At 63.5% G+C, this 18,214-nt stretch carries 18 protein-coding genes and 1 pseudogene; 11 read left to right on the forward strand and 8 right to left on the reverse strand.

What is annotated here, in order from left to right; all coding sequences use genetic code 11:
• Positions 1-16 precede the first annotated feature (16 nt).
• From PSH84_RS17375 to PSH84_RS17385, 3 genes are all read left to right on the forward strand, one after another.
• Positions 17-403 (forward strand): HvfA family oxazolone/thioamide-modified RiPP metallophore, encoded by a 387-nt coding sequence (locus tag PSH84_RS17375; RefSeq protein ID WP_053119671.1) that lies wholly within the window; start codon positions 17-19, stop codon positions 401-403.
• 261 nt (positions 404-664) lie between these two features.
• Positions 665-1,510, forward strand: coding sequence for an HvfB family MNIO-type RiPP peptide maturase (locus PSH84_RS17380; RefSeq protein WP_305481436.1), 846 nt, complete (start codon positions 665-667; stop codon positions 1,508-1,510).
• Complete coding sequence (locus PSH84_RS17385; protein WP_305481437.1) at positions 1,503-2,252, forward strand: HvfC family RiPP maturation protein; 750 nt, start codon at positions 1,503-1,505, stop codon at positions 2,250-2,252. The genes PSH84_RS17380 and PSH84_RS17385 overlap by 8 nt, the downstream gene beginning before the upstream one ends.
• Before the next feature lie 153 nt (positions 2,253-2,405).
• Here the strand turns inward: PSH84_RS17385 and PSH84_RS17390 are convergent, their stop codons facing one another.
• The 4 genes and pseudogenes from PSH84_RS17390 to PSH84_RS17410 all read right to left on the reverse strand — a co-directional run bounded on the left by PSH84_RS17390 (position 2,406) and on the right by PSH84_RS17410 (position 6,550).
• Entirely contained in the window at positions 2,406-2,912 is a 507-nt protein-coding gene (locus tag PSH84_RS17390; RefSeq protein WP_305481438.1) for an HvfX family Cu-binding RiPP maturation protein, read from the reverse strand.
• A gap of 17 nt (positions 2,913-2,929) precedes the next feature.
• Positions 2,930-3,565, reverse strand: a complete 636-nt coding sequence (locus PSH84_RS17395) for a ferric reductase-like transmembrane domain-containing protein (protein ID WP_305470746.1) — start codon at positions 3,563-3,565, stop codon at positions 2,930-2,932.
• A gap of 936 nt (positions 3,566-4,501) precedes the next feature.
• The gene (locus tag PSH84_RS28800; protein ID WP_369530544.1) at positions 4,502-5,812 is read right to left on the reverse strand and encodes an ATP-binding protein; all 1,311 of its coding nucleotides are present in this window, start codon (positions 5,810-5,812) and stop codon (positions 4,502-4,504) included.
• A pseudogene (locus PSH84_RS17410) lies at positions 5,809-6,550 on the reverse strand (response regulator). Before PSH84_RS17410 ends, PSH84_RS28800 begins: the two are co-directional and overlap by 4 nt.
• 224 nt (positions 6,551-6,774) lie before the next feature.
• On the opposite strand from PSH84_RS17410, the gene PSH84_RS17415 reads away from it, so the two are divergent.
• The 3 genes from PSH84_RS17415 to PSH84_RS17425 all read left to right on the forward strand — a co-directional run bounded on the left by PSH84_RS17415 (position 6,775) and on the right by PSH84_RS17425 (position 9,086).
• The gene (locus tag PSH84_RS17415; protein WP_122566436.1) at positions 6,775-7,038 is read left to right on the forward strand and encodes a DUF2790 domain-containing protein; all 264 of its coding nucleotides are present in this window, start codon (positions 6,775-6,777) and stop codon (positions 7,036-7,038) included.
• Positions 7,039-7,206: 168 nt separating this feature from the next.
• Positions 7,207-8,418: a cytochrome c biogenesis protein DipZ gene (locus PSH84_RS17420; protein ID WP_305481439.1), complete on the forward strand. Its 1,212-nt coding sequence runs from the start codon at positions 7,207-7,209 to the stop codon at positions 8,416-8,418.
• 338 nt (positions 8,419-8,756) lie between these two features.
• Positions 8,757-9,086, forward strand: a complete 330-nt coding sequence (locus tag PSH84_RS17425) for a hypothetical protein (protein ID WP_053119980.1) — start codon at positions 8,757-8,759, stop codon at positions 9,084-9,086.
• A gap of 3 nt (positions 9,087-9,089) precedes the next feature.
• On the opposite strand, the gene PSH84_RS17430 is transcribed toward PSH84_RS17425, so the two are convergent.
• Entirely contained in the window at positions 9,090-10,955 is a 1,866-nt protein-coding gene (locus PSH84_RS17430; RefSeq protein WP_122566438.1) for a sigma-54-dependent Fis family transcriptional regulator, read from the reverse strand.
• Between the two features lie 358 nt (positions 10,956-11,313).
• On the opposite strand from PSH84_RS17430, the gene PSH84_RS17435 reads away from it, so the two are divergent.
• The 5 genes from PSH84_RS17435 to PSH84_RS17455 all read left to right on the forward strand — a co-directional run bounded on the left by PSH84_RS17435 (position 11,314) and on the right by PSH84_RS17455 (position 16,680).
• Positions 11,314-12,387, forward strand: coding sequence for an ATP-NAD kinase family protein (locus PSH84_RS17435; protein ID WP_122566439.1), 1,074 nt, complete (start codon positions 11,314-11,316; stop codon positions 12,385-12,387).
• Positions 12,388-12,389: 2 nt separating this feature from the next.
• The gene (locus PSH84_RS17440) at positions 12,390-13,367 is read left to right on the forward strand and encodes a thiamine pyrophosphate-dependent dehydrogenase E1 component subunit alpha (protein ID WP_122566440.1); all 978 of its coding nucleotides are present in this window, start codon (positions 12,390-12,392) and stop codon (positions 13,365-13,367) included.
• A 36-nt stretch (positions 13,368-13,403) separates the two neighbouring features.
• Complete coding sequence (locus PSH84_RS17445; RefSeq protein ID WP_122566441.1) at positions 13,404-14,420, forward strand: alpha-ketoacid dehydrogenase subunit beta; 1,017 nt, start codon at positions 13,404-13,406, stop codon at positions 14,418-14,420.
• On the forward strand, positions 14,420-15,532 hold the full coding sequence (locus tag PSH84_RS17450; RefSeq protein WP_305481440.1) for an acetoin dehydrogenase dihydrolipoyllysine-residue acetyltransferase subunit: 1,113 nt from the start codon (positions 14,420-14,422) through the stop codon (positions 15,530-15,532). The genes PSH84_RS17445 and PSH84_RS17450 overlap by 1 nt, the downstream gene beginning before the upstream one ends.
• An 83-nt stretch (positions 15,533-15,615) precedes the next feature.
• On the forward strand, positions 15,616-16,680 hold the full coding sequence (locus PSH84_RS17455; protein WP_240998454.1) for a 2,3-butanediol dehydrogenase: 1,065 nt from the start codon (positions 15,616-15,618) through the stop codon (positions 16,678-16,680).
• Positions 16,681-16,756: 76 nt separating this feature from the next.
• Here PSH84_RS17455 and PSH84_RS17460 read toward each other — a convergent pair whose 3' ends face one another.
• Genes PSH84_RS17460 through PSH84_RS17470 form a run of 3 tightly spaced genes read right to left on the reverse strand, consistent with a single transcriptional unit; the run spans position 16,757 to position 18,191 of the window.
• Entirely contained in the window at positions 16,757-17,260 is a 504-nt protein-coding gene (locus PSH84_RS17460) for a DUF6644 family protein (RefSeq protein ID WP_305481441.1), read from the reverse strand.
• Positions 17,260-17,610 (reverse strand): DUF6152 family protein, encoded by a 351-nt coding sequence (locus PSH84_RS17465; RefSeq protein ID WP_122566445.1) that lies wholly within the window; start codon positions 17,608-17,610, stop codon positions 17,260-17,262. Before PSH84_RS17465 ends, PSH84_RS17460 begins: the two co-directional genes overlap by 1 nt.
• Positions 17,611-17,636: 26 nt before the next feature.
• Complete coding sequence (locus tag PSH84_RS17470; RefSeq protein ID WP_122566446.1) at positions 17,637-18,191, reverse strand: DinB family protein; 555 nt, start codon at positions 18,189-18,191, stop codon at positions 17,637-17,639.
• Between the last annotated feature and the right edge of the window lie 23 nt (positions 18,192-18,214).

The raw sequence follows: 18,214 nt of genomic DNA on the forward strand, positions 1-18,214 counted from the left end.
GTCAGAGGAATACCCCATGCTCAACTTCTCTCGCAATTCGTCCCTTGCACTCGGCCTGGCCCTGGTCGGCGGCCTGGGTCTCTCCACGGCGGCTTCGGCCTTGACCATGAACGACCTGGCCCAGGGCTACACCCTGGCGGCGGCCGATACCGTGAAGAAACCCGCCGAAGGCAAGTGCGGCGAAGACAAATTCGCCAAGACCGATAAAAACCACGATGGTCAGGTCTCGCGGGACGAGTTCATCGCCGCGGCACCGGAGCGTGCGGCGGAGTTCGACAAGATCGACGCCAACCATGACGGCGGCATCTCGTTGCCGGAAGCCAAGCAATACCTGTCGGCCCAGGCGAAGACCGCGGAAGGCAAATGTGGCGAAGGCAAGTGTGGGGCGGCTATCGAGTCCTGATTTCTAACGGGTGAGGGGCGTATGCGAATGGCCGAAATGAGAAAGGAGCCATGCGCTGTCTATGTGGCGAGGGGATTTATCCCCGCTGGGCTGCGCAGCAGCCCCAATGCAGCAGACTCAATCTTCCTGGCACACCGAGTTGGCAGGCTTCAGGGCTGCTTCGCAGCCCAGCGGGGATAAATCCCCTCGCCACAAGTTTGGTGTTCGACTGGCACCATTCGCTGCGCTTCCTCATCTCTTGCTTTCCCAGGAGATGTGTCCATGTTGAATTTACCTCAACCTTCGGCAGGCCTCGGCATGCGCCGGGCCTTGCTCGATGAACTGCGCCAGGCACCGACCGGGGATTTCGACTTTCTCGAAGTGGCCCCGGAAAACTGGATCGGAATCGGCGGCCCTCATGGCGCCGCTCTGCATTCGCTGGCCGAACGTTATCCGTTGACGTGCCATGGCCTGTCGTTGTCTTTGGGTGGGCCGGCGCCGCTGGACCTGGCATTTCTCGGCCAGGTGCGCGCTTTCCTCGAACGTTTCAACGTGCCGTTGTACAGCGAGCACTTGAGCTACTGCGGCGATGACGGGCATTTGTATGACCTGTTGCCGCTACCCTTTACCGAAGAAGCGGTGCATCACGTGGCGGCGCGGATCCGTCAGGCCCAGGATGTGCTGGGGCGGCGCCTGGCGGTGGAAAACGTCTCTTATTACGCCGCGCCCCAACACGACATGAGCGAGCTGGAGTTCACCCGGGCGGTGTTGCGCGAAGCCGATTGCGACCTGTTGCTGGACGTCAACAACGTCTACGTCAACTCGGTCAATCACGGTTTCGACCCCCAGGCATTCCTGGCGGGCCTCGAGCCGGGGCGGGTGGTCGCGATGCATGTGGCCGGGCATTACGACGAGTCCGACACGCTGAAAATCGACAGCCATGGCGCGCCGGTCAAGCCAGTGGTCTGGGCGCTGCTGGCCCAGGCCTACGCACGTTTCGGTGTGCAGCCGACCTTGCTCGAACGGGACTTCAATTTCCCGCCCTATGCCGCGCTGGTGGCCGAATTACAGACCATTCGCCAGTTGCAACACCCGGCCGTCACCCGGCAGGCGGTGACCCATGGCTGAGGCCCGACAAACGCTGCATCAGCAGCAACAGGCGCTGACCCGGTACCTACGTGACCCGGAACACTGCCCGGTCCCAGCCGGCATGGACGCGGCGCGGGCGCAGGTCTACCGCGACCTGATCTTCGAAAACATGCGCTCGCTGCTCAGCGGCACCTTCCCGGTGTTGGTGGGCGTGCTGGGACAGGAGCGTTGGCGTGCCTGCGTGCGCCGTTTCTTGCGGGAGCATCGCTGTGCCACGCCGAAGTTCGGTGAAATCGCCGAGGAGTTTGTGGCCTACCTCGCCGCCCAGCCGTCGCCGGACTGGCCGCCGTTCGTGGCGGAGCTGGCGCACTACGAGTGGGTCGAGATGGCGCTGCTGCAGTCCGAGGCCGAGCCGTTGCTGGCTCATGACGAGGCCGCTTTGCTCGATCTGCCGCTGCGTGTCTCACCCCTGGCCTGGCCGCTGGCGTACCAGTGGCCGGTGCATCGCCTGGCACCGAACTACCAGCCCTCGACGCTACCGGCCCAGCCGACGCTGTTGCTGGTGCGGCGCACGCCTGGGTTTGAGGTGCGTTTTTCCGAACTCAGCCCGCTGGCCTGGCGGCTTTTGCAACGCATCGAGGAAGATCCCGGGTTGGCGGGGCGAGGGCAGTTGCTGGCGTTGGCGCGGGAGGCAGGGGTGGCTTCGTTCGAGTTCATGGACAGCGCCGTCGCGCTGTTGCGGCGGATGCAGGTGGAAGGGGTTGTTGGTGTGCAGCAGTAGTCTGCCCATTGAAATGCTAGCCCTTGTGAGGGGCTGCTGTGGGAGCAAAGCTTGCTCGCGATGGGGCGCCCTTGGCCTGACTGATTGACCGGGTCGTCTGTATCGCGGGCAAGCCTTGCTCCCACAGCAAGCTCGCTCCCACAGGGATTTTTGTCAGGCCTTGTTTTGGTGATGCAGCCCGGTCTTCAGCAGGGCATCCACACTCAATTTTCCAGCCCCCTGCAGCAGCAACGGCAGCAACGCCACCAGGTAGATCAATGGCAGCTTGAAGTTGCCATGTCCCTTGTTGGTAATCGCATACCCCTGGGCCAGTTCGCTCAGGCTCGACCAGTCCGCCGGCCAGTGCACGGCAGCGGTCGCCACCACGGTGACGACGATCAGCACCAGCGCCGACAAGCGCGTACCCAATCCGATCAGCAGGGCGATGGCGCCGATCAGCTCGGCCCACATTGCCAGTTCCCAATTCCACAGGGCCGGTACATGGTCGAAGGGGAACGGGAAGGCGGACTGGATATCGGCGAACCAGTTCTCGCCGTTCCATTTCTCCAGTCCGGATTCGAAAAACTCCCAGGCCAGGAACAGGCGCAGGCCAAGCGGCGCGAGCCATGCCCCGATGTTATCGAGCTGGATATGTAGTGTTTTCAAGACATTTGAGTACATGACCGATCTCCCAGGGCTCAAGCGGCGTGTTGTGACCGTTGGTGACGCTGGATGGCCTGGGCTAGCTTGCCCACCAGGCGGATGGCGGTAGCGGCGCAAATCAGGCCGAAGGGCAGCACGTACCAGTCGCTCATGGGGATGCGCTTGAAGTTGGAATAGGCAAAGATCGCCGCCAGCACCCACATACCGGTGACATGCAGGCGCTTCCAGGCCTTGAAACCGATCAGGCGCGTGGTGCTTTTGAACGAGGTCAGCGCCAGCAGCAGGATGAACACGTAGCCCACGGTGCCGGGCACGTTGCCGAGGGTGGTGCGGCCGGGCCAGAACTCGGTGTTGAGCTGGCCGTAGCTGTAGATCAGCACGGCATGGACCAGGTGGGAAAAGGCAAAGGCCAGTCCGATGAAGCGCCGTTCACGCACCAGCGACCGGCTCAGGGGCGAGGGCACCAGCACCGCGAATGCCGAGGCGGTGAAGGCCAGCAGGAACAAGGCGAAGGACGAACGCGCCGTGGCGCGAATGGCACTGCGCACGCCTTCGGTCAGGTCCGGGTTGAGCACCAGGATCAACCCGGTCATCAACAGCACCAGGGCGGCGAGCAGGCTGAACAGCGACCAGCCCTGGAAACGAAGGGGGGATGCAGTTGCGGTAGGCATGTAACGGCTCCTTGGATGTCGAGACCCGGTCGGGATAGTCGCCGGGGATACAAGGGAGTCTTTCAAGCGGGTGTAAGCAGGGTGTGTCCGCGACGCAGCATTGTGCAAGTTTGTGTATGTCGATTATCCGTAGACACACTGGCATACAAACCGCATCCCAACTTGACCAAACCCCTGTGGGAGCGAGCTTGCTCGCGATGGCGTCAGGTCAGTTGAATGGATGCCGGCAGACACACCGCTATCGCGAGCAAGCTCGCTCCCACAGGGGAATTGGGTGAGGCACCCATATTTGTAGCGCCTCGGAACGGTGTGGGAGCGAGCTTGCTCGCGATGGCGTCGGGTCAGTTGAGTGGATGCCGGCTGATACACCGCCATCGCGAGCAAGCTCGCTCCCACAGGGGAATTGGGTGAGGCACCCATATTTGTAGCGCCTCGGAACGGTGTGGGAGCGAGCTTGCTCGCGATGGCGTCGGGTCAGTTGAATGGATGCCGGCAGACACACCGCTATCGCGAGCAAGCTCGCTCCCACAGGGGAATTGGGTAAGGCACCCATATTTGTAGCGCCTCGGAACGGTGTGGGAGCGAGCTTGCTCGCGATGGCGTCAGGTCAGTTGAATGGATGCCGGCAGACACACCGCTATCGCGAGCAAGCTCGCTCCCACAGGGGAATTGGGTGAGGCACCCATATTGTAGCGCCTCGGAACGGTGTGGGAGCGAGCTTGCTCGCGATGGCGTCGGGTCAGTTGAATGGATTCGGCAGACACACCGCTATCGCGAGCAAGCTCGCTCCCACAGGGGAATTGGGTGAGGCACCTATATTTGTAGCGCCTCGGAACGGTGTGGGAGCGAGCTTGCTCGCGATGGCGTCGGGTCAGTTGAATGGATGCCGGCAGACACACCGCTATCGCGAGCAAGCTCGCTCCCACAGGGGCGGTGTCAGCTTGCGAATGCCAGGCGCAACTCGGCGCAGAGGCCGCCGCCGTCGCGGTTGCTCAGGGTCAGGGAGCCGCCCATGGCGATCGTCAGTTGCTGGGCGATGGCCAAGCCCAGGCCGGTGCCGCCGGTTTCCCGGTTGCGCGAGCTCTCCACCCGGTAGAACGGCTTGAGCACCTCGGCCAGTTCCTGCTCGCTGATCCCGGGGCCACGGTCCAGCACCTGGATTGCCAGTTGCCCGTTGTCGGCCCGTTGCACCTGGATCTGCGCCGCACCGCCGAATTTCAAGGCGTTGTCCACCAGATTGACCAGCACCCGCCGCAGGGCATGGGGGCGGGTGTCGATCACGGCGGCGTTTTTCCCGGACAGTTGCACGTCCTTGCCGGTGTCCTGGTAGTCGAACACCAGGCTGTCGAGAAACGCATCCAGGCTAATCCGGCAACTGGCCTCGGTGGCGCCGTGGATGCTACGGGCATAGGCCACGCCTTCCCGCACCAAGTGTTCCATTTCGCTCAAGTCGCTCCACAGTTTGTCCCGTTCGATCCCTTCGTCCATGAACTCGGCCCGCAGCTTCATACGTGTGATGGGCGTCTGCAAGTCATGGGAAATCGCCGCCAGCAACTGCATGCGCTCCTTGAGGTAGGCGGCGATGCGGTCCTGCATGGCGTTGAAGGCCTTGGCCGCATGCACCACTTCAGTCGGGCCTTTTTCGTCCAGCCGGACGCTGTGGGCGTTCGGGTCGAGGGTTTCCACCGCCTGGGCCAGCCGGGTCAGGGGGCCGACGGCGATGCGCACGGCCAGCCAGGTGCAGCCGATCAACAGCGCCAATTGTCCCAACAACACCATCGGCAGCCAGGGGGAGAGGGGCATCATCGCCGGGCGTACGTCGATGGTCAGCGGGCTGCCGTCCCCCAGGCGCAGATGCGCTTGATAGTGCATTTTCGGCCCGGGAATCTGCTGGAAGGTCAGGCCATAGGCCTGGCCGATGGCTTCCTGGATCGAACTGACCGAGATCGGCGCGTCGGCAAGGTCCATCGGTTGGCCGGGCTGGCCTTCGTCGAGCAGGTAGCCATAGTTGCGCCGGGCGAGTTTCGGCAGCCAGGCCGGGCGTTCGGCGGCAGGCAGGCGGTCGAGAATGGCGACGGAGGTCGAGACATCGGTTTCCAGGTTGCCGAGCATGGTCGACCTGGCACTCTGGTAGCGCTCGTAGTACTGGGCGCCGAAGGACAGGCCCTGGGCCAGGATCAGGCCGATCAGGAAGATCAGCGACAACCTGGAGGCCAGAGTCCGCGGCCAACGCAGCGGCAGGCTCATACCGACGCCTCGAGGATCTCCACCGGCAGCGAGAACACGTAGCCTTCGCTGCGCACGGTCTTGATGTAGGCTGGTTCCCGGGCGTCGTCCAGCAGACGCTGGCGCAGGCGGCTGACCAGCCAGATCAATGGAACGATCGAACAGGTCGGCGTCCCGGCCCTGGGTGAGGTTAAGCAACTGGTCGCGGTTGAGTACCCGTTGCGGATGATCGAGGAATACCCGCAACAAACGATACTCGGCGCCGCTCAAGGCAACCATGGTGCCGTCGGTGTCCAGCAGGTGGCGGGCGGTGGTGTCCAGGCGCCAGCGTCCGAACGCCAGCAGGCGACCGCTTTCGGTGACCACCAGGTTGGGCGGCAGCATGCGGGTGCGGCGCAGCACGGCGTTGATCCGCGCCAGCAGTTCACGGGCGGCGAACGGCTTGACCAGGTAATCATCGGCACCCATTTCCAGGCCGATGATGCGGTCGGTTTCGTCGTTGCGCGCGGTGAGCATCAGCACCGGCGTGGCCTTGTGCTTGCCGGCCCGCAGCTCCCGGCACAGCACCAGGCCGTCGTCACCGGGCATCATGATGTCCAGCACGATCAGGTCCACCGGGGTGGTTTCCAGGAAGGCGCGCATCTGCCGGCCGTCGGCGACGACGGTGGTGCGCAGGCCGTTCTTTTTCAGGTAGTTGCCAACCAGCTCTCTGATCTCGCGATCGTCATCCACTATCAACACGTGATCGACATGATCCATGGTGTCCAGCTCCTCGGCGTTTCGTTGTGCGCAGTCTACAGGCGCCGGCCAGCCCGGCTCGCGGCGGTTTGTATTGCAGTGTATCTGGCGCGCGACGGATACACAGCGATGCAAAAAGCCACCTGGCTCGATACAGACGCGATACCTGCGGGGCATTCAATGGCATCCATCGAGGCAACACAACGGGCCTCGGCAGACAAACCCCATTGAATCGAGGAATCGCCATGAACACCAAAGCCCTCTACGCTGCCTGCCTTTTTGCCGCGCTGAACATCTGCACCCTGTCGGCCCGGGCCGAAAGCAACGTGCAAGCGCACAGCTATACCTACGGCAGCCACCTGGACATCCAGAAGGTGCTTTCCCTGTCCGAAGACGCCGAGCCCACCTGCGGCGTGGTCAACGCCCACATGACTTACCTGGATTCGGCAGGCCACAAGCAGGCGCTGGACTATCGCAAGTTGTCCGATAACTGCAGCAACCAGAACTGAGCTGCTTTTGTGGCGAGGGAGCTTGCTCCCGCTGGGGCGCGAAGCGGCCCCCCATATCGGTCTGACACACCGCGTTGTCAGGTCATTTTCGGGGCCGCTTCGCAGCCCAGCGGGAGCAAGCTCCCTCGCCACAGGGTTTGCGTCGCCCTTTTATGTTGAGGTGTTGCCATGCTTCTGATCGCTTTTCTCGGCGGGATCCTGACGATCCTCAGCCCCTGTATTCTTCCGGTGGTGCCGTTTCTGTTTGCCCGGGCCGATCGCTCCCGTGGTTCGGTGCTGCTGACCCTCGGCGGCATGGTGTTGACGTTCGCCCTGGTCTCCAGCCTGGCGGTGGTCAGCAGCGAATGGGTGGTGCGCGCCAGCAGCGTCGGCCGGCAAGTCGCCTTGGTGGTGATGGTGGTGTTCGCGCTGTCGCTGATTTTCAGCCGGGTCGGCATCTGGCTGGCGCGGCCGCTGGTCAGCCTGGGCAATCGCCTGGACGCCGGGGCCGGGCGGATGGCCGGACCTGTGGCCTCGGTGCTGATCGGGGTCGCCACCGGGCTGCTCTGGGCACCGTGCGCCGGACCGATACTTGGGGTGATCCTGACCGGCGCCATGCTGCAAGGTGCCAGCGCACAAACCAGCCTGTTGTTGCTCGCCTATGGCCTGGGCAGCGCCTTGTCCCTGGGCACCCTGATCCTGGCCGGGCGTGGTCTGGTCGGGCGCTTGAAACTCTCACTGCCGATCACCACCTGGCTGCGCCGGGGAACGGGGCTGGCGGTGTTGCTGGCGGCCGTGGCGATCGGCACGGGGGCGGATGACCGGTTGTTGGCGGCCACGTCGTCTCAACAATCGGCCACCTTGGAAAAGAGCCTGCTGGAGAACGTGCCCAAGGCCATCGACTATGTGGTGAGCAAGGCCGACGCAAGCGCCATGCCGACCCTCGAATCCCAGGGCACCATGCCTTCGCTGGACGGTGCGGTGCAATGGCTGAACTCGCCTGCGCTGAACAGCGAGTCCCTGCGGGGCAAGGTCGTGTTGGTGGACTTCTGGACCTACGACTGCATCAACTGCCAGCACACCTTGCCCTATGTGAACGGTTGGGCGAAGAAGTATGAACAGGACGGGCTGGTGGTGATCGGTGTCCACACCCCGGAATACGGCTACGAGAAGATCATCGACAACGTGCGTGAGCAGGTGCGCAAGCTGGACATCCACTACCCGGTGGCGATCGACAACCAGTATGCGATCTGGCGCGCCTTCAACAATCAATACTGGCCGGCCCATTACTTCATCGATGCCAAGGGGCAGGTGCGCTACAGCCATTTTGGCGAAGGGCGTTATGGCGAGCAGGAGCAGGTGATCCAGCAACTGTTGCAGGAGGCGAAGATGAATCAATGACTTGATAAAAATCGTTTAATTTCAATGTTTTGTAGCTATGTTCTCTATCTATTTCTAGATTGATGGGCCACTTGGGGATGGATATCGCAGATGGCGAAGGCACGCCGTTCCCCGTGGCGAGGGAGCTTGCTCCCGCTGGGGCGCGAAGCGGCCCCCTGTATTTGCCTGACACACCGAGTTTGTCACGGCTTTCATGGGGCCGCTTCGCAGCCCAGCGGGAGCAAGCTCCCTCGCCACAGGATTGCATGCAGATTCGAGAGTGGCGTGCAAATGCTGGCCCCTTGCTCATTTGCATACAGTCAAACTTCTTTCCTTTCAGAAAGTTGGGCGACAAACCTATGCGTATTTCTATGTGGGTCGTAGCGACGTTTCTCCTGGCCGCCGTCTCGCTTGAGGCCCAGGCCAGGGCGCTGACGCAGAACCAGCAATCGGTGTGCCGCTGGGGTTCGGACATCGCGGCGGGTGCGCAGGCGTCGAAGTTGTCTGGCGTCAGCCTGTACGGCGCGCGCAAGAAGCTGCAAGTGCGCAAGTTTCCCCGGCCCTGGATGCGCATGACTGCCTTGGGCATTACCGAGCAGACCTACAACAGCGCTTCGCGTCTCAAGCCGGCTGCGGTCAAGCAGACCTACTACGAGCAATGTGTCCGTCATGAATTGGCGCGCCGATAGGCCTCAGGCCGGGCTGCGGCCTGGCATCTCGATACCGTGCTGATGGACCCGCCGATACAGGGTCGCCCGGGAAATGCCCAGGGCCCGGGCGGCGGCGGTGGGTTTCCAGCGGTGGCGCACCAGCGCATCGAGCAGTGCCTGGCGTTCCGGGCTGGCGCTCGGCTCCGGTCCCTGATCGGCGGCGTCCCTGTTGTGCAATGACTCGGGCAAGTGGCTGAGCTGAACCACACTGGCTTCACACACCGCGCAGGCGTAGCGCAGCACATGGCGCAACTGGCGGACATTGCCCGGCCAGTGATAACCGAGCAGGCATTCCAGCGCCGCGCCGCTCAGTTGCACCGTCCCTCCACACAACGCCGACTCCTCGGCAAGAATCCGATTGATCAGCGCCAGCCGGTCGCTGCGTTCGCGCAACGGCGGTAGCTGGAAACGCGCGCCGCCGAGGCGGAAGTACAAATCCTCACGAAACTCGCCGGCGGCCACCAGGGTCTCCAGGTCGCGGTGGGTGGCACAGACCACCTGAATATCCACGGCCTTGCGGCGCGATGCCCCCAGCGGCGCCACTTCACCCTCGGCCAGCACCCGCAACAGGCGGGTCTGCAAGGCCAGCGGCATGTCGCCGATTTCATCCAGGAACAAGGTGCCGCCATCGGCTTGTTGCAGCAGGCCCTGCATGCCCTTGGCCGAGGCACCGGTGAAGGCGCCGGCGACGTAGCCGAATAATTCGCTCTCGATCAGGCTTTCGGGGATGGCGGCGCAGTTCAACGCCACGAAAGGGCGATCACGGCGCTGGCTGGCCTGGTGCAACTGCCGGGCGAACACTTCCTTGCCGGAACCGGTTTCGCCCTGGATCAGCACCGGCAGGTTGCGATCCTTGACCCGTACCGCCAGGCGCAGGCTGTCGGCCAGGCGCGGATCGATCTCGGCAGGCGTCATCGCCACTCGCGGACGCGGGCTGGCGCGCTGGCGAGGCGCGCTCAAGCGGCCATGCAACGCGTGATCGAGGGGGCAGAGGCTTTCGTCCCGGGCACGGTGCAGCCGTTGCGGGTCGAAGACTTGGCCGATGTGTTGCGGCAACTGCCCGTAATGTTGCAACAGGTATTGGCGGGCGGCCGGGTTCAAGGCTTGCAGGCAACCGTCGTCGTCCCAGGCGAACAGGAAGTCCGGCTGGCTGTCGACGTAGCCGGCGTTGCGATGGGCCCGCAGTACCCAGTAGCCCTGGGCGCTGCTCATGAAAAATGCTTGTTCGATCTCCCGGGCGCTCTGCACCACCATTTGCCGGATCAGGTGCTGCGAGCGTCGATCGTCCGGCGAGCGCACCGCCGAAACATCCAGCACCCCGAGCAATTCACCCTGGGGGTCGAACACCGGGGCGGCGGAGCAAGTCAGGCCAATGAACGCCGCGCGGAAATGATCACGCTTGTGCACCGTCACCGGGGCCTTACCCGTAAGCACCGCCGCCACGCCGCAGGTGCCTTCTTCACCCTCCGACCAACAGGTACCCAGGTACAGCCCGGCCTTGCGGCAGTCATTGCGGATCGTGGTTTCCACCCGGTAGTCGATGGTCTGGCCCTGGGCATCGGTGAGTAGCACGCAGTAGTCGGCATCGCGGACCCGGCCATGGAGGCGGGCCACTTCTTCGCTGGCGATATTGAGGAACAGCTCGGAGCGCTCACGGCATTGCTTGAGCACGTCCTGGGAGAGGATGCGCGGGCCCTGCAGCGAACCGGGGTCCAGGTGATGTTGCTCCATGGACCGGCGCCAAGAGTCAAGGATCAGGTCCGGGACGGGCAGTTGTGGCAATTGGTTCGCGTTTTTCACCACGCGGCTGACGCAATCCACGTGCGCCCGGGAGTGAGCGGAAAGCATAGGGCCTCCGATTCAGCTTCTTGTCGTTGTGCGCACATTAAGCGCCGTTCGCTGGGTGCAGACAAGCTCGACGGATTATTCGGGCAGGGGTGAGACGCCACGTCTCAGCGTCTCGCCGCCACCTCGTGCAGGCTGACATGGCGCGTCTCACCGGGGCTCGCTTCGTCTCATCGAAAATTACGGCTTGACAGCTCTGGCCCGGCCATCTCCAGGATGTTTCCCGTAGCTGGCACCGCCCTTGCTCTACCTCTGGAGCCCGCTTCGGCGAGGCATCCAATAATAACAACGAGGTGTCTATGTTTTCCTGCCCAGGGTCTGGTTGCCCAGACCGTTCGCCTGTCCTTTCCAGGGTGGCGCCATGAGCCGCCGGCCACTGACCGTGGGCATCATCGCCAATCCCGCATCGGGCCGTGATGTACGGCGCCTGACCGCCAATGCCGGGCTGTTTTCCAGCACCGACAAGGTCTCGGTGATCCAGCGCCTGCTGGCCGCTTTTGGCGCCACCGGCATCGAGCAGGTGTTGATGCCCACCGACATGATCGGCATGGCCGCCGCCGTGCTGAAGAACAGCCACAGCCGCCAGGCCCGCAGCAGCCACTGGCCGGCCCTGGAGTTTCTCGACCTGACCCTGCGCCAGACCGTCGAAGATACCCGCCGGGCCGCGCGCCTGATGGCCGAGCGCGAGGTGGCGCTGATCGCCGTGCTCGGCGGCGACGGCACCCACAAGGCGGTGGCCGCCGAAGTGGGGGACATCCCATTGTTGACCCTGTCCACCGGCACCAACAACGCCTTTCCTGAATTGCGCGAGGCCACCAGTGCCGGATTGGCCGGTGGGTTGTACGCCAGCGGGCGGATCCCGGCGCAGATCGGCTTGCGTCGCAATAAGCGCTTGCTGGTCTGCGATGCCGGACGTGGCCTGCGCGAAGTTGCCCTGGTGGACGTCGCCGTGTCGCCGCTGCGCTTTGTCGGCGCCCGGGCCATCAGTCGGGCACAGGACCTGGCCGAAGTCTTCGTGACCTTCGCCGAACCGCAATCCATTGGCCTGTCGGCGTTGTGCGGCTTGTGGTTTCCGGTGTCACGCCAGGCACCGGGCGGCGCCTGGATGCGCCTCGACCCGCAATCCCCCGAAGCGCTGCTGGTGCCGCTCGCGCCCGGCCTGTTGCAGGGCTGCGGGGTGCTTGCCGCCGGCCCTTTGGAGTCCGGCATCGCCCACAGCCTATCGCTCTCCAGCGGCACCTTGGCCTTGGACGGCGAGCGGGAAATCGAATTCAACGTCCATGACCGGCCCACGGTCACCCTCGATGCCGGCGGCCCGCTGAGCATCGACGTCAACGCGGTGCTGGCCTACGCCGCGCAACAGCGTTTGCTGGCCATCGGCCGCGAACACCCGCAACACCCTCTGAATCTTCAAGAAGACACCCCAGGAGAATAAAAATGTCGACACCGCTCACCCACGATCAACTGCTGCACGCCTACCAGGTGATGCGCACCATCCGCGCCTTTGAAGAGCGCCTGCACGTGGAGTTCGCCACGGGCGAGATTCCCGGTTTCGTCCACCTGTATGCCGGCGAAGAAGCGTCGGCCGCCGGGGTCATGGCCCACCTGGGCGATGACGATTGCATCGCGTCCAACCACCGTGGCCACGGCCATTGCATCGCCAAGGGCGTGGACGTCTACGGGATGATGGCCGAGATCTACGGCAAGAAAACCGGCGTCTGCCAAGGCAAGGGCGGCTCGATGCACATCGCCGATTTCGAGAAAGGCATGCTCGGCGCCAATGGCATTGTCGGTGCCGGCGCGCCGCTGGTGGTGGGCGCTGCCCTGGCGGCTCGGCTCAAGGGCACCGACAGCGTCGCCGTGGTGTTTTTCGGCGACGGCGGCTCCAACGAAGGCGCGGTGTTCGAAGCCATGAACATGGCCTCGGTGTGGAACCTGCCGTGCCTGTTCGTCGCGGAAAACAACGGCTACGCCGAAGCCACCGCTTCCAATTGGTCGGTGGCCTGCGATCACATCGCCGACCGCGCGGCCGGCTTCGGCATGCCTGGGGTGACGGTGGATGGTTTCGACTTCTTTGCCGTGCATGAAGCCGCCGGGGCCGCCGTCGAACGCGCCCGTGCCGGGGAAGGGCCGTCGCTGATCGAGGTCAAGCTGACCCGCTACTACGGCCACTTCGAGGGCGACGCCCAGACCTATCGGGCGCCGGACGAGGTCAAGCATTTCCGCGAAAACCAGGACTGCCTGATGCAGTTCCGCGAGCGCACCACCCGGGCCGGCTTGCTTACCGTCGAGCAGTTGGACCAGATCGACAAGGAAGTGGACCTGCTGATCGAAAACGCCGTGCACAAGGCCAAGTCCGATCCCAAGCCCTCTGCGGCGGACCTGCTGACCGACGTCTATGTCAGCTATCCCTGAACGCCCCCCTGAATAACAAAAATAGAGAATCCCATCATGGCGAGAAAAATCAGCTATCAGCAGGCAATCAACGAAGCCCTGGCCCAGGAAATGCGCCGCGACTCAAGCGTCTTCATCATGGGTGAGGACGTGGCCGGTGGTGCCGGCGCGCCCGGTGAAAACGATGCCTGGGGCGGCGTGCTCGGCGTCACCAAGGGCCTTTACGATCAGTTCCCCGGGCGCGTGCTGGACACGCCGCTGTCGGAAATCGGTTACGTCGGTGCGGCGGTCGGCGCCGCCACCTGTGGCGTGCGCCCGGTGTGCGAGCTGATGTTCGTCGACTTCGCCGGCTGCTGCCTGGACCAGATCCTCAACCAGGCGGCGAAGTTTCGCTACATGTTCGGCGGCAAGGCCTCCACGCCCCTGGTGATCCGCACCATGGTCGGCGCCGGCCTGCGCGCCGCCGCCCAGCATTCGCAGATGCTTACGTCCCTGTGGACGCACATTCCGGGGCTGAAAGTCGTGTGCCCGTCATCGCCTTACGACGCCAAGGGCCTGCTGATCCAGGCGATCCGCGACAACGACCCGGTGATCTTCTGTGAGCACAAGTTGCTCTACAGCATGCAGGGTGACGTGCCGGAAGAGCTCTACACCGTACCGTTCGGCGAGGCCAACTTCCTGCGCGACGGCAAGGACGTGACCCTGGTGTCCTACGGGCGACTGGTCAACACCGCGATGGACGCCGCACGCAGCCTGGCGGGGCGCGGCATTGACTGCGAAGTGATCGATCTGCGCACCACCAGCCCGCTGGACGAGGACAGCATCCTGGAAAGTGTCGAGAAGACCGGACGCCTGGTGGTGATCGACGAGGCCAACCCGCGTTGCTCCATGGCTACCGATATTTCCGCGCTGGTGGCGCAAAAAGCCTTTGGCGCACTCAAGGCGCCGATCGAAATGGTCACCGCGCCGCACACCCCGGTGCCGTTCTCCGATGCCCTGGAAGACCTGTACATCCCTGACGCGGCGAAGATCGAACAAGCCGTGCTCAACGTGATCGAGTGGAGCAAGCGCTGATGAGCCAGATTTTTACCCTGACCATGCCCAAGTGGGGCCTGTCGATGACCGAGGGCCGGGTCGATGCCTGGCTCAAGGAGGAGGGCCAGGCCATCACCAAGGGCGAGGAAGTGATGGACGTCGAGACCGACAAAATCTCCAGCAGCGTCGAGGCGCCGTTCTCTGGAATCCTGCGCCGACAAATCGCCCACCAGGATGAAACTCTGGCGGTCGGCGCCTTGCTCGGTATCGTCGTTGAGGGCGAGGCCAGCGAGGCCGAGATCGACGCCGTCATCGAGCAGTTCCAATCCAACTTCGTGCCCGGTGACGCGGCCGATGAAGACCGCGGCCCGAAACCGCAGAAAGTCGAGCTGGACGGCCGGGTGATCCGCTATTTCGAGCGCGGCGAGGGCGGCACGCCGCTGGTGCTGGTGCACGGTTTCGGCGGCGACCTGAACAACTGGCTGTTCAACCATGAAGCACTGGCTGCCGGGCGACGGGTCATTGCCCTGGATCTGCCGGGCCATGGCGAATCGTCGAAAACCCTGCAACGTGGCGACCTGGACGAGCTGAGCGGCGTGGTGCTGGCCTTGCTCGATCACCTGGACATCAACGCTGTGCACTTGGTGGGGCATTCCATGGGTGGGGCGGTGTCGCTGAATGTCGCGCGCTTGATGCCCCAGCGGGTTCGGTCGCTGACCTTGATCGGCAGCGCCGGGTTGGGGACGGAGATCAACGGCAGCTACCTGCAAGGTTTCGTCGAAGCGGCCAACCGCAACGCCCTCAAGCCGCCACTGATGCAACTGTTCTCCAATGCCGAGCTGGTCAACCGACAGATGCTCGACGACATGCTCAAGTACAAGCGCCTGGAAGGCGTGGACGCCGCCCTGCGGCAACTGTCCGCGACGCTGTTCGTCGACGGTCGCCAGCAGATGGACCTGCGTGAAGTGGTGCAGGCCGGCCACGTACCGACCCTGCTGATCTGGGGCAGCGACGACGCAATCATCCCCGTGGCCCACAGCGAAGGGTTGAGTGCCCAGGTCGAAGTGCTTTCCGGCCAGGGGCACATGGTGCAGATGGAAGCGGCCGAGCAGGTCAACCGGCTGATCCTCGGGTTCATCAAGCAGCACTGATCAAGTGGGCGGTGGCAGGTGTCATCGTCCCTGAACATTCTGGAGGTAACGTTATGAACGTTTCAATCAAGCCGACCCGCAGCATGCGCGCCGCCGTCTGGCATGGCCGCAACGACATCCGCGTCGAAGACGTGCCACTGCCGGTTGCGCCGCCTGCCGGTTGGGTGCAGATCCGTGTGCAATGGTGCGGTATCTGTGGCTCTGACCTGCATGAATACGTGGCCGGGCCAGTATTTATCCCGGTGGACGCGCCACACCCGCTGACCGGGATCAAGGGCCAATGCATCCTCGGCCATGAGTTCTGCGGCGAGATCGTCGAACTGGGCGCTGGCGTCGAGGGTTTCAGTGTCGGCGAGCCCGTGGCGGCGGACGCCTGCCAGCACTGCGGCACTTGTTATTACTGTACCCATGGGCTCTACAACATCTGCGAAAACCTGGCCTTCACTGGGCTGATGAACAACGGTGCGTTCGCGGAATTGGTCAACGTGCCGGCGAACCTGCTCTACAAACTGCCCGCCGACTTTCCGACCGAGGCCGGTGCGTTGATCGAGCCGTTGGCGGTGGGCATGCATGCGGTGAAAAAGGCCGGCAGTCTGCTGGGCCAGAACGTCGTGGTGGTCGGTGCCGGGACCATCGGCCTGTGCACCATCATGTGCGCCAAGGCGGCCGGCGCGGCCCAGGTGATCGCCCTGGAAATGTCCGGTGCGCGCAAGGCCAAGGCTCTGGAAGTCGGCGCCAGCCACGTGATCGATCCGAACGAGTGTGATGCCCTGGCTGAAGTCCGCCGGCTGACCGCTGGCCTGGGGGCCGATGTCAGTTTCGAATGCATTGGCAACAAGCACACCGCCAAGTTCGCCATCGACCTGATCCGCAAGGCTGGCAAGTGTGTGTTGGTGGGTATTTTCGAGGAACCGAGCGAGTTCAACTTCTTTGACCTGGTCTCCACCGAAAAGCAGGTGCTTGGCGCGCTGGCCTACAACGGTGAGTTCGCCGATGTGATTGCCTTCATCGCCGACGGACGCTTGGACATCTCGCCGCTGGTGACCGGGCGCATCCAGTTGGAGGAGATCGTCGGGCAGGGCTTCGAGGAGCTGGTGAACAACAAGGAGCACAACGTGAAGATCATCGTGTCTCCCGCACGGATCTGAGAGCGCCCGGGTGGGCGATTTGGCGATGGCCGGCAGCGGCCATCGCCTTTTTTTCCAGGTGTAGCTCAGGTGTAGTTCAGGTATAGGCCAGCAATCGACCGCAGAGAATGACCGAGACCCATAGCGCCATGGATAGCAGTGCTTGAAGTCTGGCCACGCCCGGCGCCTTGTGGCCGGTGTTCCATTGCTTGACCGAACGGTAGGCTCCAACGTGGAACAGCAGGGCATTGAGGCCCGCCGCCGCGATCAGGCAAAGCTTGAGAATGAAGACATTGTTGCCGGCAAAGTCATGGGGATGCGCACTGAACATCATCAACCCGGCAGGCACGATCAACAGCAGGGCCGCAACGGCCCAGGGCAGCAGGTGCCGGGCCAGCGCGGTCACGGCGATGCCCTTGGACAGCCCGAGGAGGCGCAGGTCGAACATCACCACCGCGCCCACCAATATCGAAAAGCCGACGATGTGCACCACTTCCACCAGCGGATAGAGCCACAGCTCGCTGCGCATGGCCAACCCCAGGGACGAGTCGGCCAACCGGTCCATCCAGCCTTGGGTTGAGCCTGCCTGGGAAGCCTGCATCAGCGCAACTCGGTGGTCTTGTCGCCGATGATGATGCGTTCGGCGCGTAATTCGTCGGGTTTGTTGCGGTTCGCATAGCCGACCACGGTGGCGCGGTTACCCGCTTTGAGCATGTCTTTGGTCAGCCCCCGATTCTCCATGCGTGAAGGCGGGGCCAGCACGACGGTCCAGGTTTTGTCGGTGGTCTGCAGGCGCACGTAGCCATGGGGATGGGAATACCCGGCTTCCTTGATGGTGCCGTCGAGTTCCAAGGGGTTGCTGGCGTCGTATTCGCTCCAGCCGTGGTGAGCGAGTGCTGCAGTGGTGATCAGCATCAACGCCAAACCGATGCAACGAAGGATAACGTTCATGGCAAGGTCTCCTTTGGGTGGCCGGTTCAACCGGGCAGGTATTCGCGCCAGACCCGCCGTTCATCGAGTTGAAGCAACTGTTCCTCGTCTTCGCGGAACCGACGGTCGCAATCGAGAAAAAACTCATCGAGTTGGGGTGGCTCGACGTGGGTGGCGCTGAGCATGGCGTGGACTTGTCCACGATGATGGATCTGATGTTCGAACAGGTGCAACAGCAGCCGGTCGATTCGTTCGCGCACCACACCGTCGGCACGCACCAGGTCGACGGAGCGGGCGGGGTCGTCTTCCCGCAGGGCTTCGCAGAACGCCACCAGCCGCTGGTCGGTTCGGGTCTGGTTGTGCATCAGTTGGGCAAAGGCCAGGGTCTCGGAAAAGTCTTTTATCTGGCCGTCCCGGTCGCCTTCCAGGGCGGTGAGGTAATAGCGGTCCACTTCCAGGATGTGGCAAAGCGTGGCTTGGATGGACGGGAAGAATCCCGTGCGCGGCGCGGCGTAGTCGGCCTCGCTCAACTGCGCGCAGGCGCCGAGCAGCCTGTGGTTGGCCCATTGATTGTTCAGGGCCTGAGCCAGGAAATAATTCATGGGATACCTTGAATCCTTGTGGG

This window comes from Pseudomonas beijingensis, from assembly GCF_030687295.1.
Classification (GTDB): Bacteria; Pseudomonadota; Gammaproteobacteria; order Pseudomonadales; family Pseudomonadaceae; genus Aquipseudomonas; species Aquipseudomonas beijingensis.

Coding starts and splice junctions, on each gene's coding strand:
- PSH84_RS17460 (WP_305481441.1), bottom strand. CDS start 17,260: ATGCAGGCTTCCCAGGCAGGCTCAACCCAAGGCTGGATGGACCGGTTG.
- PSH84_RS17465 (WP_122566445.1), bottom strand. CDS start 17,610: ATGAACGTTATCCTTCGTTGCATCGGTTTGGCGTTGATGCTGATCACC.
- PSH84_RS17455 (WP_240998454.1), top strand. CDS start 15,616: ATGCGCGCCGCCGTCTGGCATGGCCGCAACGACATCCGCGTCGAAGAC.
- PSH84_RS17470 (WP_122566446.1), bottom strand. CDS start 18,191: ATGAATTATTTCCTGGCTCAGGCCCTGAACAATCAATGGGCCAACCAC.
- PSH84_RS17375 (WP_053119671.1), top strand. CDS start 17: ATGCTCAACTTCTCTCGCAATTCGTCCCTTGCACTCGGCCTGGCCCTG.
- PSH84_RS17420 (WP_305481439.1), top strand. CDS start 7,207: ATGCTTCTGATCGCTTTTCTCGGCGGGATCCTGACGATCCTCAGCCCC.
- PSH84_RS28800 (WP_369530544.1), bottom strand. CDS start 5,812: ATGAGCCTGCCGCTGCGTTGGCCGCGGACTCTGGCCTCCAGGTTGTCG.
- PSH84_RS17430 (WP_122566438.1), bottom strand. CDS start 10,955: ATGCTTTCCGCTCACTCCCGGGCGCACGTGGATTGCGTCAGCCGCGTG.
- PSH84_RS17450 (WP_305481440.1), top strand. CDS start 14,420: ATGAGCCAGATTTTTACCCTGACCATGCCCAAGTGGGGCCTGTCGATG.
- PSH84_RS17435 (WP_122566439.1), top strand. CDS start 11,314: ATGAGCCGCCGGCCACTGACCGTGGGCATCATCGCCAATCCCGCATCG.
- PSH84_RS17390 (WP_305481438.1), bottom strand. CDS start 2,912: ATGTACTCAAATGTCTTGAAAACACTACATATCCAGCTCGATAACATC.
- PSH84_RS17415 (WP_122566436.1), top strand. CDS start 6,775: ATGAACACCAAAGCCCTCTACGCTGCCTGCCTTTTTGCCGCGCTGAAC.
- PSH84_RS17445 (WP_122566441.1), top strand. CDS start 13,404: ATGGCGAGAAAAATCAGCTATCAGCAGGCAATCAACGAAGCCCTGGCC.
- PSH84_RS17440 (WP_122566440.1), top strand. CDS start 12,390: ATGTCGACACCGCTCACCCACGATCAACTGCTGCACGCCTACCAGGTG.
- PSH84_RS17385 (WP_305481437.1), top strand. CDS start 1,503: ATGGCTGAGGCCCGACAAACGCTGCATCAGCAGCAACAGGCGCTGACC.
- PSH84_RS17395 (WP_305470746.1), bottom strand. CDS start 3,565: ATGCCTACCGCAACTGCATCCCCCCTTCGTTTCCAGGGCTGGTCGCTG.
- PSH84_RS17425 (WP_053119980.1), top strand. CDS start 8,757: ATGCGTATTTCTATGTGGGTCGTAGCGACGTTTCTCCTGGCCGCCGTC.
- PSH84_RS17380 (WP_305481436.1), top strand. CDS start 665: ATGTTGAATTTACCTCAACCTTCGGCAGGCCTCGGCATGCGCCGGGCC.